Origin of the sequence: Streptomyces sp. NPDC014727 (assembly GCF_043083485.1) — a bacterium.
Classification (GTDB): domain Bacteria; phylum Actinomycetota; class Actinomycetes; order Streptomycetales; family Streptomycetaceae; genus Streptomyces.
In genome coordinates, this window is sequence record NZ_JBIBYR010000006.1 from 107,906 (window position 1) to 121,148 (window position 13,243).

At 68.9% G+C, this 13,243-nt stretch carries 14 protein-coding genes; 6 read left to right on the forward strand and 8 right to left on the reverse strand.

What is annotated here, in order from left to right:
• Positions 1-22: 22 nt before the first annotated feature.
• A complete protein-coding gene (locus ACF1B9_RS12405) occupies positions 23-1,042 on the forward strand; it encodes a translation initiation factor 2 (protein WP_391744349.1) in 1,020 nt (339 codons plus the stop codon).
• A gap of 467 nt (positions 1,043-1,509) precedes the next feature.
• Here the strand turns inward: ACF1B9_RS12405 and ACF1B9_RS12410 are convergent, their stop codons facing one another.
• The 3 genes from ACF1B9_RS12410 to ACF1B9_RS12420 are packed head-to-tail and all read right to left on the reverse strand — an operon-like array spanning position 1,510 to position 2,050.
• A complete protein-coding gene (locus tag ACF1B9_RS12410) occupies positions 1,510-1,776 on the reverse strand; it encodes a MerR family DNA-binding protein (protein ID WP_391744348.1) in 267 nt (88 codons plus the stop codon).
• Positions 1,777-1,797: 21 nt separating this feature from the next.
• Positions 1,798-1,929: a MerR family DNA-binding transcriptional regulator gene (locus ACF1B9_RS12415; RefSeq protein ID WP_391744346.1), complete on the reverse strand. Its 132-nt coding sequence runs from the start codon at positions 1,927-1,929 to the stop codon at positions 1,798-1,800.
• On the reverse strand, positions 1,922-2,050 hold the full coding sequence (locus ACF1B9_RS12420) for a hypothetical protein (RefSeq protein ID WP_391795909.1): 129 nt from the start codon (positions 2,048-2,050) through the stop codon (positions 1,922-1,924). Before ACF1B9_RS12420 ends, ACF1B9_RS12415 begins: the two co-directional genes overlap by 8 nt.
• 248 nt (positions 2,051-2,298) lie before the next feature.
• On the opposite strand from ACF1B9_RS12420, the gene ACF1B9_RS12425 reads away from it, so the two are divergent.
• Positions 2,299-3,105, forward strand: coding sequence for a GPP34 family phosphoprotein (locus ACF1B9_RS12425; protein ID WP_391744464.1), 807 nt, complete (start codon positions 2,299-2,301; stop codon positions 3,103-3,105).
• A 319-nt stretch (positions 3,106-3,424) separates the two neighbouring features.
• Here the strand turns inward: ACF1B9_RS12425 and ACF1B9_RS12430 are convergent, their stop codons facing one another.
• Positions 3,425-4,804, reverse strand: coding sequence for a DJ-1/PfpI family protein (locus tag ACF1B9_RS12430; protein WP_391744345.1), 1,380 nt, complete (start codon positions 4,802-4,804; stop codon positions 3,425-3,427).
• A gap of 144 nt (positions 4,805-4,948) precedes the next feature.
• On the reverse strand, positions 4,949-5,929 hold the full coding sequence (locus ACF1B9_RS12435) for a GlxA family transcriptional regulator (RefSeq protein ID WP_391744343.1): 981 nt from the start codon (positions 5,927-5,929) through the stop codon (positions 4,949-4,951).
• A gap of 620 nt (positions 5,930-6,549) precedes the next feature.
• Between ACF1B9_RS12435 and ACF1B9_RS12440 the strand changes: the two genes are divergently transcribed.
• From ACF1B9_RS12440 to ACF1B9_RS12450, 3 genes are all read left to right on the forward strand, one after another.
• Positions 6,550-7,305, forward strand: coding sequence for an SDR family NAD(P)-dependent oxidoreductase (locus tag ACF1B9_RS12440; RefSeq protein ID WP_391744342.1), 756 nt, complete (start codon positions 6,550-6,552; stop codon positions 7,303-7,305).
• Between the two features lie 157 nt (positions 7,306-7,462).
• Positions 7,463-8,362: an ABC transporter substrate-binding protein gene (locus tag ACF1B9_RS12445; RefSeq protein ID WP_391744340.1), complete on the forward strand. Its 900-nt coding sequence runs from the start codon at positions 7,463-7,465 to the stop codon at positions 8,360-8,362.
• 58 nt (positions 8,363-8,420) lie between these two features.
• A complete protein-coding gene (locus ACF1B9_RS12450; RefSeq protein ID WP_391744338.1) occupies positions 8,421-9,152 on the forward strand; it encodes an SDR family oxidoreductase in 732 nt (243 codons plus the stop codon).
• Positions 9,153-9,386: 234 nt separating this feature from the next.
• Here ACF1B9_RS12450 and ACF1B9_RS12455 read toward each other — a convergent pair whose 3' ends face one another.
• Entirely contained in the window at positions 9,387-9,503 is a 117-nt protein-coding gene (locus ACF1B9_RS12455) for a thioredoxin family protein (protein ID WP_391744336.1), read from the reverse strand.
• Positions 9,504-9,578: 75 nt separating this feature from the next.
• Positions 9,579-10,559, reverse strand: a complete 981-nt coding sequence (locus ACF1B9_RS12460) for an NAD(P)/FAD-dependent oxidoreductase (RefSeq protein WP_391744335.1) — start codon at positions 10,557-10,559, stop codon at positions 9,579-9,581.
• Positions 10,560-10,650: 91 nt separating this feature from the next.
• Between ACF1B9_RS12460 and ACF1B9_RS12465 the strand changes: the two genes are divergently transcribed.
• The gene (locus ACF1B9_RS12465; RefSeq protein ID WP_391744334.1) at positions 10,651-11,250 is read left to right on the forward strand and encodes a helix-turn-helix domain-containing protein; all 600 of its coding nucleotides are present in this window, start codon (positions 10,651-10,653) and stop codon (positions 11,248-11,250) included.
• A 173-nt stretch (positions 11,251-11,423) separates the two neighbouring features.
• Here the strand turns inward: ACF1B9_RS12465 and ACF1B9_RS12470 are convergent, their stop codons facing one another.
• Positions 11,424-13,013: an MFS transporter gene (locus tag ACF1B9_RS12470; protein WP_391744332.1), complete on the reverse strand. Its 1,590-nt coding sequence runs from the start codon at positions 13,011-13,013 to the stop codon at positions 11,424-11,426.
• Positions 13,014-13,243: the final 230 nt, after the last annotated feature.

Genomic DNA, 13,243 nt, shown 5'->3' on the forward strand with positions numbered 1-13,243 from the left:
CACCCAGGGAGTGAGGGTTCCCGTGTCCGACCGCGACCTGTTCCGTATCGGCCCGCTCAGGACGCCGTACCACGTCTACGAGGGCGATGGGACGCGGCCCATCCAGGAGGACAACGTCCGCGTCTACTTCGATCCGGACACCTTCGTGCATGTGCCGGAGGAGGTGCTGCGCTGGCGCCAGGAGATCGAGGACGAGCAGCGCACACAGGCAGTCTCCGGTGCCGTTCGGCGCTGGAACCACCCGCGTTTCGCACTGGAGACCATCGCGGTCACCCGTAGCGACGAGTACGAGGACCCGATCGTCGAGCTGCGCTTCTCTCCCACGGACTACTTCACTTTCCTCGCCTCGCAGCAGTTGGACCGCAGCCTTGAGGAGGGCGAGGGGGCCGGGCTGACTCTGCGCGAGCACTACCTCGACGGGGCCGACCCGGTCACGGTGAACGGCTTCCTGTCCAGCAGTTTCGGGGTGAACGTCATCGTGATCACGGGGAAGGACAACAAGATGTTGTTCTCCCGGCGCAGCGCGACCGTGGGCGGCAATGCCGGCCGGTGGAACTCCTCCGCCAATGAGGGACTGTCCGGAAAGCATGATCTCAAAGACGGGGTCCCGGACCTGTTCGGCGCGGCCCGCCGGGCGTTGCGTGAGGAACTGGCCGTACAGGAGGAGGACATCTCCGGTGTGGAGCTGCTGTCCTTCGGGATGGACACCCGGCGGCACCAGTGGGCCGGTTGTTTCCGGGTGGTGCTGGCGGATCTGGGTGAGGACGAGCTGCGGGACCGATGGAGCCATGGTGTGGAGGACAAGTGGGAGCACAGCGAGTACGCGTTCGTGCCGGCCGAGCCGGAGCCCGTGCTCGACTTCCTGCTCGACCCGGAGCGGATCGATCTGTGGTCGGCGGCCTCGCCCAGTTTCTTCTACCACGCGATGGTCCGCACGATGGTGGAGCGGACGGGAAGTCCCGGAGCGGGCCGCTCCGCGGTCGAGCGCGCGATCGCGCCGGCCGTGGCGCGGGCCGCGGCCAAGGGACCGAGCGGCATATAGCGCCGCGTTCGTGATCCTGTTCTGTCTTCCAGGCGTGTGTCCGGGCGGTTGTTCGAAGCACCGCCGGTCCCGGTGGTTCGGGGCGTGGGTGCTCCCTACGGCCGTCGGGGGCGATGACGTCGGTGGTGACGTACGCGCCTTGGAACGTCGTGGCGCGCACGTGCACCCACCCACGCAATCCGGTCGCCTGAGCCCGCTCGAAGGCGGCCAAGGGCAGTACTCGCGTCCGCCAGGGAGATCCACCAGGACGGGCACCGCGCACAGTCCGGGGGAGCGCCCTGCGGCAGGAGTGTCTCCGTAGCTGCGACGCGTGGCCGTGACAGACCGGCGCGGCATCGTTTGGATCTTGCCGGGCTCGGGGCCCGGTGCCGCGCCTTGCCGCGTTGTCGTCGCTCGCCCTCCTTCCCCGAGGCCTCGGCTCCGTTCGAGCGGGGAGACCCGTCCGACTCCCTCCTCCGCCCTGCGATCTACGGCACGGGGCGCCGCTCGCTCATCCGGCCTGATCCGAACGAAAGGTCCTGGCCGCCGGATCGGGCCAGTACGTCGATGAGACGTTTGCGGACGACATTCAGCGCGGCGATCTTCTCCTCCACATCGGTGAGCTTGCGGGCGATGACTCGCGCGCTGGCGGGACAGACGGGAGTGTCGGCGATGTCTCGATCGAGGCAGGGGAGGAAGCCACGGACGTCATTGGCGGTGAGGCCGAGTGAGAGCAGCAGCCTGATGTTGCCCACCAGAGCGATCGTCGACTCGTCCTACTCCCGGTAGCCGTTCGGTGCTCGGCGGGGGTGGAGCAGGCCCTGCAGTTCGTAGTACCGCAACGCCCGAATGGTGGTGCCGGCCTCGTTCACCAGTTCTCCGATCGGTATCGCCCTGCCTTCACCCACCCGCGCTCAGCCCGCCGTCGACACGAACGACCGTACCCGTGGGGTAGCCGGCTTCAGGGCGCACCGCGTTCACGATCCACCAGGCGATCTCCTTCGGCTGGGCGATACGCCCGAGCGGGATCCGGGCCCAAAGCTCCTTTCCCGCGGCGGGTCAAGAAGTCCAGAGCCACCTTCGTGGCTCCGTAGAGCGAGTTCGCAGTGTTGCGCCCATACCGCAGAAACGACCAGCGACTCACGGATGCGGCGGCAGCGAGGTATTACCGTACTTCGCTTTCGACAGCGCCCGGTGCGGCGAGTTGCGAAGCCGAGGCGAGGGTCCGCGGAGGACTCCCCTCCTCCGCCAGCCGCGCCTAACCTGCATGTGTGACCATGGGGGACGAACTGCTCCTGCTCGCGACAGTCCCGGGCAGGCGACGTATACGGATACGGGCCGATGACCGGCTCCGGTTCGCTCTGCGGGCATCGGAGTTGGCGGATCTGGGCCTGGCCGGACGGATCATGGTCGGCCCCCGGCGGATCGAGGTGACGGACTCCCGGCGCGTTGAGGACCGTCGTCTCAACAATGTTCTGCGCAGTCTGGGGGCGGCTGCTCCACCACCGACCCTCAAGGACTGGCTGCGCCGGACACCGCGCTCCCTCACCACCGAGTACCTCTCCCGGCTTGAGGACCAGAAGGCGGTCCGGGTCCGCCGGTGGCGCGAGCCCGGCGGCCGTACCCGCCACGACATTCTCTCCGTCGACCTGCCGCGCCGCCGGGCGTTGCTGGCCCGTCTCGACAGCGTGGTCCGCCACGGCTCCACCATGCCGAAGGCCACCCGCGACGTATCCCTCGCCGTGCTCGTCCAGGCTGCGGGCCTCGCCCCTGCCGCCTACCCAGGCCTGCAGGGCATCACCGATCGCCGCCGTTTGGCAGCCCTTGCCGCGCCCGACCACCTCACGCCCACCACCGCGGGAACGGCCGCAGTTGCCGACGAGGAACTCGCAGCAGCACTGACCACTGGCGCCGGCGCCCTCACCCGCCGACTCCTCGGCGAGCTGAGCGACCTCTACGCCGACTTCACCACCGGCGGCCACGGCCTCGCCCACGACCTGGACCCGGGCGGTTGGTCCGGGGGAGGAGCCGGCAGCGGTCATCACGGCGGCGGGCACGGGGACGGCGGCCACGGCAGTTGGTGACCGACAACCGAGAGGCGCACAACTCATGTCGGAGCCCGGTGGTTCGTCGGGCGTTCGAATCCACGGAAACTGCCGAAGATCTGCTCGACGGGCCGGGTCCCCATGACGGTCTCTCCTGTCGAGCAGCTCGCGATTGCTGCGCGGAACGGCGCTCCCTTGCACCGGCGTTGACGGTGGAACGGCGCCGTTCGCCCGACCGGGGCAGCCGCCGAGCCCGCCGTTGTCGTCTGCGGCGTCCGCCGAGCGATCCTTCGCCCGAGTGGTGGTCATCCTCGGTGACTGGCCGCGTTCCACGGATGTCCGGGGATCCACGTACCGGCTACGCCGTGCGCCGGCGCCGCACCGCCCGCTGGATCACCGTGGGGACGAACCCCACTCCAACGCTGATCACGACTGCTCCTGCGGCCAGCAGAGTCGGCCGCTTGGGCCAGGGCGCGCCGGTCAGTTCCAGATGGGACGAGGGGTATTCGGAGAACTTCGCCGTGACCAGGGCCGTACGGACGTCGCTGTGCTCGGCGAGGTCGCGCAGGACCGGGTCGAAACCGAACTCCCCCTCACGCCGTCCTCCACTTGGCAACTCCACGGCCAGGCCGTTGCGGCGCGCCCACGTGTGCAGCGGCGTGTCCACGGCCGAGGTGTCTGCGACGCCGGGCACCACGAAGCGGTCCACCCCGTGGGAGCCACCGCGCGCTGTCTCGGCGATCAGGACCAGGCCGTGACGGGTGGTGATGCTGTCGCGTGCCCCGAGCACCACCGTTCGCGCGGTGAAGGACACCCCGGCGTAGGCTTCGAAGGCCGCAGCCGCGTCGATCTCGCCGACACCCTCGACCAGACCGATGCCCACGGTGGGCCGCAGCCAGGGGAATGCGGCGTTCAGTGCGTACGGCACGTCGCCGATGGCGAGTTGGTTGGCCGGGATCGCGGTTGGCCCGTCCAGGGTCCAGCCCGGATATGACAGCCTCTTCCCGATGCGGGCGGCCTCGTCCTTGCCCGCCAGTTCCTCCACCACCCGCAAGGCGCCGACGGTGCCGGAGGTGATGCCGGCAGTGGTGGTCACCCGCCCGTCCTCGACGTACCGCTGACCGCGCTTCCAGTGCACCTGCGGGTAATGGCGCTTCAGGGAGCTGATGCTGGACCAGAACGAGGTCGCCTCGTGGCCGTCCAGCAGGCCGGAGGCGGCCAGGAGTTCCGAGCCCGCGCACACACCGAGGACGCGCGCGCCATTGTGATGGCGTTGGGCGATCCACTGGCGTGTTCGGGCTTCCTTGGCGTCGGCCGGGTCGGTCACCGCGGGCACGATCACCACATCGGGTTCCGGCAGTGTGCCGCGCTTCACTTCCGTCAGCGTGTGATCGGGAAGCAGGTGCGCTCCGCCGGACAACGGGGAGACACGGCGCTCGGCCGCCACGGTGTAGACGAAGAACTTCTCCGACTCGGCGAACACCTGATAGGGCGCCAGGACGTCGGTTGCCACGGAGCCCTCGTTGCTGACCACCACTGCCACCGTGATGCGGTCCTTCGGCACCGGCCGGGCGGCAGGCCACGACCGCGTGTCGGATGCGGCAGGAGCGGGCGCGAAGCTGTCCGCCATGGACGCACTCACCCCGGCGAGGGCGACCCCGGCGAACGACGCCACCGACAGCGCCGCGCCTGTCAGGACCCAGCCGGTACGGCGGACCGCCTTACGGCCCTTACTCATCTCGGAACTTACCTCGGACAAGACATACCTCCATAGTTCGGACACGTGGTGCCAGTGCTGTGCACCCGTGGCTCAAAGCAGGGGAAACGGAAGAGGGAGTACGGGCAAGGCCGAGGAACAGCCACCGCCCGAAGAACGGGATGGTCAGCCGGCCAACCGCAACTGTGTCCGCAACCGGGACGGCGAGGCGCCGTAGGTTTCGGTGATCAGGCGTCGCAGCTGTCGTGCGTCGCGGAAGCCGCAACGGGCCGCGACGGCCTCCACCGTCAGACCGGTGCCGACCAGCAGGGTGCGGGCCCGCTCCAGGCGCAGCTGCCGCTGGTAGGTGAGCGGGGTGATGCCGGTGGCCTTGGTGAAGGCCCGGGTCAGGCCGCGCGGAGACAGGTGGGCGATGGCCGCGAGCTCGTCCAGGGTGTGAGGGGCGTGCAGATTCTGGGCCAGGTAGTCCTGCACCCGGTGCACTGCGGGCTGCACATGGTCGCGGTGGCGCAGGAACGGGCTGATCTGTGTGGTGTCGCCGTCCCGTCGCAGATACAGCACCAGTTCACGGGCGACCGCGGCGGTCAGCTCCGGGCCGTGGTGCTGTTCGACGAGAGACAGCGAGAGGTCGATCCCGGCCGAGATGCCCGCACTGGTGCTGACCCGTCCGTCGTGGACGTACAGCGCGGCTTCGCGCACCCGGGCCGAGGGGTAACGCTCGCGCATCGCCGTGGTGAGCGACCAGTGCGTCGTGCATGCCCGGCCGTCCAGCAGTCCCGCCTCTCCGAGGACGGCGGCACCGCTGCACACCGACGCCACCCGGGCCCCGGCGTCATACGCTTCCCGTACCCAGCGAACTGCGGCCTCCGGTGCCAGTCGGCCGGATCCGGACAGTCTCGGCCCGGGAACCAATACCAGATCGCCCGGCCCGGCCTGCGTCGCTGCCAGGTGCGACAGACCGGTCAGCTGCAGGCCTTGCGCCGAGCGCACCCCGCCGGTCTCGGCGGCATACTCCAGCCAGTAGCCGCCCCCCAAATGGGCAGCGGCATCGAAGACCTGCACCGGGCCACCGAGGTCCAGCAGGTTCACCTCGGGCAGGACCAGCACGATCACACGTCCGGTGCACCCGCTCGTCACATCATTCACCCGGACACAGTAAGCAGGAGCCGATGGCGTCCACGAGGGCTCTCAGCGCAGTGGAGCGGACAGATCAGGCACTGCCGGGTAGATGCGGTCGATGCGCCGGTCGGCGAGCGCGGCCAGGTGCACCGGCTTGCCGCTGGTCGCGGTCGACCACATGGGGCTGAGGGGGGCCGCGCCTGACCGACACGTCTCGCGATCCGAGGCCGGCAACCAGCCACGACTGCGTCGTACGCCTACGCTTGCCGCCATGGATCCGGTCTCGATGCCTGACGTGGACCACGACTTGCTGGTCATGCACGACATGCTGCCGGACTTCATCACCGAGCAGACCGGAAACGCAGAGTGAGGGTGCGGTGGACGGCGGCCGGGCGGACCTGCTGGTCCGTCGGGGCGCACCGGCGGGGACTGCTGCCGGCACTGCTGAGAGATCATCGCGGCGAGTTGGAGCGGCTGCGCGTCTCGCAGTTGCGGCGCGAACTCGAAGGGTCCCCGGCCGGGTTGCTGTCGGCGACCGGTCGATGCCGTGCTCTGCGGGGCGATCCGCTCGGCACGCCCCGGCGTCGACGATGAACAGCTCCGGGCGGTCATGCCGACGGCCCACGAAGAGAGCAGGAGGTGGGCCCGTGACTGTGGCAACCGGCAGGGTGGCGTTGGTGACAGGGGCCAGCAGCGGTATCGGTGCGGCCACCGCGCGCCTTCTGGCCGCGCGAGGGATGCGCGTGGTGGTCAACTACCTCCGCAGCGGCACGGCGGCCGAGGAGGTCGTGGTCGGCATCCAGGCCGCAGGCGGCCAGGCCATGGCAGCGCAGGCCGACGTGCGCGAGGCAGGGGCGGTCGAGAGCCTGACCGAGCAGGTCCAGGCGGCATGGGGTGGCATCGACGTGCTCGTGCACAACGCGCTCACCCCGTATGTGATCAAGCCGTTCCAGGACATGACGTGGGTAGAACTGGGCGGCAAGCTCGACGACGAGATGCGTGCGGCGTTCACGGTCACCAAAGCCGTTCTGCCCGCCATGACCGAGCAGGGCTGGGGACGCATCATCTATCTCGGTACCGGCCTCAGCGGCCGGCCTCGGGAGGGCATGATCGCGTTGGGCACGGCCAAGGCCGCACTGGCGCAGTTCGCCCGGTACCTCGCCCAGGAACTGGGCCCGCGTGGCATCACGGTCAACGTCGTCGAGCCCGGCCCGGTGGAGGGCACCCGCATGGCGGATGTGGTCGACGAGGAACTCAAGCAGCGGCAGGTGGCCGCCACCCCCCTGGGTCGCCTGGCGCACCCGGGCGACGTCGCCCAAGCGGTCGCCTTCTACACCAGCGAGGACAACGCCTTCATGACCGGCACCACGGCCGCGGTCAACGGCGGGATGTCCATGTACTGACGCCCGCCGCCGCCCCACACAAGGGGTCGTACCGTCCCGGTCAGGCCGGTGACCGGACCGCATTTGGCACGCCGTCACCTCTGCACCACAGGCCGCAGCAGCCGGGCCTGCGGCACACGCGGGCGCAGGGCGGTGACACGATCAAGGAAGAACGTCCATGTACACGATCGATCTCGCCTATGTCGGGCGGGGGCTGCATGAGGAACTGGTCGCCTACATTGCCGACCAGCAGGGCTACTACGCCGACGAGGGTGTCCACGTAGCGCTGCGCGACGGCTGCTCCTGGGGTGATGAGCGACTGCGCCGAGGCGCCACCATCGGGCTCGGCCGGGCACTGCTGTCACGACTGGCCGATGGCATCCCCTGGGTCGCACTCAATGTCAACACCGACCGCCCGCTGTTCTGGTTCCTCGCGCGCCCAGGCCCGACCTCCCTGGCCGACCTGGCAGGCCGTCGGCTGGCGGTACACGCACCCCACACCGCACCCGGGTGCTTCGCCCGGATCGTGCTGCGCCAAGTCGGCCTCGACCCGGACCGCGACATCCACACGATCGTTCGCCCGCCCGGCGACTACGGCATGGACCTGCGCCGGCTCCACGAGGGCAGGATCGACGCCGCCCTGGTCGGCAGCACCATGGCACCGGAGGCGATGGCCGCCGAGCACGGCTGGCAAGTGCTGGCGTGGGTCGGCGACCATTTCCGGATCCCCACCGTAGGTGTGGCCGTCGACCCCACCTACGTCCACCCTGACGACCCTGCGGTCCAGGCCGTCGTACGAGCCCACCGGCGCGCCCTGCAGATGATCCACAATGAACCCGACACCACGGTGCGGTACATCCAGACGTTCCTCGGCCGACACACCGCGGACGAAGTCCGAGCCCACTACGAGACGTTCATCGCTCCGTATTTCGTCACCGACGGCCAAGCAGACCTCGCCGTCGGCGCGACCGCGATCACCGCGGTCGCCGCCGAACTCGCCGTCCCCGCCACGGTCACCGCAGCCGAGTTCTACCGCACCGCAACCGGGAGCCCGGCGACGCCGGCGCCACCTGTATAGGAATCAGATCCCCATAGAGTGCAAGCGGGGCACCAAACATCGAAAGAAGGTACATGCCATGAAATTCGCAGTTATCGGCGGAACCGGACTGATCGGGTCACGAGTCGTGGAGAACCTGAACGCAGCCGGGCATCGAGCCGTACCGCACTCCCTGTCCACAGGCGTGAACATCATTACTGGTCAGGGGCTGGAGGCGGCAGTGGCGGGCGCCGACGTCGTCATCAACCTGGCGAATTCCCCGACCTTCGACGACGCTTCGCTCGCCTTCTTCCAGACTTCGATGGACAACCTTCTCGCCGCGAGCGAGAAGGCCGGCGTCGGGCACTTCGTCATTCTCTCGATCGTCGGCGTGGACCACGTCCCCGACCTGGATTACTACCGGGCGAAAGTACTTCAGGAAGACATCCTCAAGGCCGGGCCGATCCCCTATTCCATCGTCCGCGCCACGCAGTTCATGGAGTTCATGGACGCAACCCTGTCCATGACCACCGACGGCGACACCGTCCGGCTGCCAAGCACACCGATCCAGCCGATCGCTGCCGCGGATGTCTCCAGCTTCGTCGCCGAAGTCGCCGCAGGCAGCCCTCTGAACGGCGTGGTCAACATCGCAGGTCCCGACGTCTACCCCCTCGACGAACTCGGCCGGCTCACCGTCACCGCCAAGCGCGACGGGCACTCTGTCGTCACCGACGACACCGCCGGCATGTTCGCCGTCGTCCACGGCGACGCCCTCACCGCCCGGAACGACGCCCGCATCGCCCCCACCCATTACACCGACTGGCTCTCCTGAACGACCTCCTCAGCAGAACATCAGGTGAGGGGCGGGCGGTGCGGATCGCTCACCTGGACAGACGCAGCCGGGACACCTTCGAGTGTCTTGCCTGCTTCATGGGCCTGCGGGCCGGCCGGCTGTACGGACGACGAAGGCGGGAACACAGCCGATGCCGATCCGGGCCGCCGGCTCGGGCTCCTCGTCCAGGTCGACCCGGACGACGTCCAGGCTGCCGGACTGCCCGGCGGTGAATCAGCTGGGAGTGGCCATCCGACACGGGTGGCACCAGGTGGACCGGAACTGGACCAGGACGGGTCGCTCCACCTGGGGGACGCGTGCGGTGAACGTCTGCCCGGTGACGCCGTCCACCAGGTGTGGGCCGTGTGCGGTCTCCCTGTCCTGTACGGGTGGGGGAGTGAGGGTCCGGTGTTGCCGCGCTGTGGGCTACCGGGTGGCAGCAATCGCGTGGCGGCGCTGCTCGACGGCGCGGTCGATGTCCTCGTCCAGCAGGTCGGTGTTGATGGCGAAGGCGGCGGCGGACCCCATGCCGGCGGCGGCGACGACCTGGGCTCGTGGGTCGACGACGTTACCGGCGGCCCAGACACCGACGACGCTGGTGCGGCCCGTGCGGTCGGTGGTGACCCAGCCGTTGTCGTCCTTGTCACAGCCCAGCTGGGTCAGCAGTTCGTCGTGCGCCACTGGGCGAGGGAAGAGGAAGGCGGCGGCGCGGGGCACGACGCGGCCGTCGGCGAGTTCGATGCCGCGGAGCCGGTCGCCGTCGACGACGAGCTGCTTGATCTCGCCCTCGATGAGGCGCAGGCCGCACGCCGCCAGCCGCTCCCGGTCCTGCGCGGTCAGGTCCAGGGTGTGTGGGAAGAAGATGACGTCGTCGCTCCACTGGCGCAGGAGCAGGGCTTGGTGGACCGCTCCGGAGTGGGTGCCGAGGACTGCGAGGGGCTGGTCGCGGACTTCGTAGGCGTGGCAGTACGGGCAGTGCAGCAGGTCCTTGCCCCACCGCTCGCGGACGCCGGGGATGTCGGGCAGTTCGTCGCGCAGCCCGGTTGCGATCAGGATGCGGCGGGCCTTGAGTACCACTCCGCCCGCCATGCGGACGTAGTGGCCGTGGTCGATCTGTTCCACCTGTCCATGGATGAGCTGGACGCCGTAGCGGGCGATCTCGGCGCGCCCGAGGTCGAGCAGGGCTGCCGGGGGCAGGCCGTCGCGGGACAGGAAGCCGTGCATGTGCGCGGCGGGCGCGTTGCGCGGTTCGCCTGCGTCGATCACCGTTACCTTGCGGCGAGCGCGGCCCAGGAGCAGGGCGGCGTTCAGACCGGCCGCCCCGGCGCCGACCACCACCACGTCGTGGACCTCGTCGGCGTCGCCGTGCTGTGCCCTGCTGTTCTGGTCATTCGTCGTATCGATCATGGAAACAACCTCCTGGCGCGATAGTGCGCGCCAGGCCATGGGGTGACAACTTCTGTTGCCATTTCTGGGACGTGGGAGGTGGAATGGGAGTATGGACGAGCAATCACCGATCGCTGCCACGCTGGCCCAGGTCGGCTCCCGCCTCAGGCGCGTCCGCGCCCAGCGCGGCGTGACCCTGTCGGCGCTGGCCGAGGCCACCGGCATCTCCAAGAGCACACTGTCGAGGCTGGAGTCCGGCCAGCGCCGCCCGAGCCTGGAACTGCTGCTGCCCATCGCGCAGGCCCACCAGGTCCCCCTGGACGAACTCGTCGGGGCGCCCGAGGTCGGTGACCCGCGGATCCGCTGCAGACCCCGCGTCCACAACGGCCGCACGGTGATCCCACTGTCGACGCAGCCCGGACGCCTGCAAGCCTGGAAGTCGATCATCCCTCCGGAACACAACCGGCCTGATCCCATCACGCACGAGGGGTACGAGTGGCTGTACGTCCTGTCCGGACGCCTGCGGCTCGTCCTGGCCGACCACGACCTGATCATGGGGCCGGGCGAGGCCGCCGAGTTCGACACCCGCCTGCCGCACTGGTTCGGCCCCGCAGGAGAATCCCCCGTGGAGGTCCTCAACCTGTTCGGCCCCCAGGGAGAACGCATGCACGTCCGGGCCAAGCCCCACTCCCGGGCGGAGCCGGAGTCCTGACGGAAAGCCCGCCGCCAGGACCGGCCCCGCCCGAGGCGGGTATCAGGCCGAAACCAGACCCGCAGCCGCAAGCAGTCCGGGGCGGCATCGTGGTCGGTGGCCGACGCAGAGAGCCTGTCCGCCCACTACGGCTCGCCGCCCAGCCAGCACCTCCATCATTACGGGACAGCCCTTCAGCCGTGTCTCAAGCCATTCTGGGGCCCGTGAACCCCATGATGCTCCGCTCTGGAGCGGGGGGTCTGGGGTTTGGTCCGGGTGCGTGCGGTGCGGAGCAGGGTGGCGATGAGGATGGCCGCGCCGGTCATCAGGGCGGCGCTGACCACCGAGGCGATGCGGGCCTCACGGGCGAAGGCGTCGAAGGCCGCGTTCCGCAGGGATTCGGCGGTGCCCCTCGGGAGGACGGCGGCGGTCTCGACGGCGCCGCCGAGAGTGCTCCTCGCCGCTTCAAGTTCCTTGGACGTGAGGTCGTCAGGAGCATTGGCCGCCAGTTCCGAACGGTAGACGGCGGTGCCGATGCTGCCCAGGAGTGCGATGCCCAGCGCCCCGCCGAACTCGGCAGAGGTCTCGGCCATGGCGGAGGCCGTCCCGGCCCGCTCCGGTGGTGCGGCGGACAGGATCACTTCGGTGACGACTGCGGAGACGGCACCGATGCCGATCGAGACCACGGTCATGCCACTGACGAGGTGGACGATTCCCGAATCGCTCTGGAGCAGGGCCAGCATGACGTAGCCCGCAGTCGCCACGAGCAGCCCGGCGGCGATCACGTTGTGTTTACCGATGCGGGGGGCGAACGCGGTGGCCAGCGCGATACCAAGGGGCATCACGAGGAAAGTGGGCAAGGACCACACAGCTGACTTCAACGGACCCATGCCCAGGACGAGTTGCATGAACTGCCAGTTGAACAGGCTGAAGCCGACCAGTCCGAACGTCGCCAGCGCGTCGATGAGAAGTGGCACGTTGAACCGACGTGTGCGGAACAGCATCATGTCGATCACCGGGTTCGCGGCCCTGTGCTGGCGGCGGAGGAATGCCGCTCCCACGGCGAGACCGGCGGCACAGCATGTCAGGGGAATCCACCCGAAGCCGTGCTCCGCCATCGCCTTGACGCCGTAGATGACGCCGAGCACGGCCACGAGAGACATGGCGGCGCCGAGCAGGTCGAAACGGCCAGGCTTGGGGTCGCGGTATTCGGTCAGCAGCAGTGGGCCGAGGATCAGCAGCAGGATCATCACCGGCACGTTGATCAGAAAGACCGATCCCCACCAGAAGTGCTCCAGGAGCAGACCGCCGATGATCGGGCCGAGTACAGCACCGCCCGCGAAGCCCGCTGTCCAGATGCCGACCGCGGTGGCCCGCTGTGCGGCGTCGTGGAACATGCTCCGGATCAGGGAAAGAGTGGAGGGAGCCAGCGTGGCTCCGGCGATGCCCAGGAGCACGCGTGCCGCGATGAGTGTCTCGGGGCTGGTCGAGCAGGCCGCCAGGACCGAGGCGGCGCCGAAGGCCGCGGCGCCCGTGAGCAGCACGCGTCGCCGCCCGAAGCGGTCACCGAGTGTGCCCATCGTGATGAGCAGACCTGCGAGTAGGAAGCCGTAGGCGTCCATGATCCACAGCTGCTCGGAACTGCTCGGGCCGAGGTCGGCCGTCAGGGACGGGAGCGTGATGAACATGACGGACATGTCCATGGACGCCAGGAGGCAGGGCAGTACCAGGACGGCGAGACCGACCCACTCCCCGGCTCCGGCTCTCTTCTCTTCTTCAGTCATGCCCTCTCCTGAGCCGTGCAGGTTCGGATGGATTCAACCACCCCTGGATGCGTACTTTGTACGCAACGACACAAGCAGATTACGCATACATGTCGAATCGAGTAAATAGCTTTTTGAACTGCTGTTTTACATCGAACGGCCCACATGTTTGTGTCGGCGGGCTAGAATTTCGACACAACTTTGATGTGTGACGAAAAGGAGCTCGTCGATGTCCGTGAAGCCGGCATGTG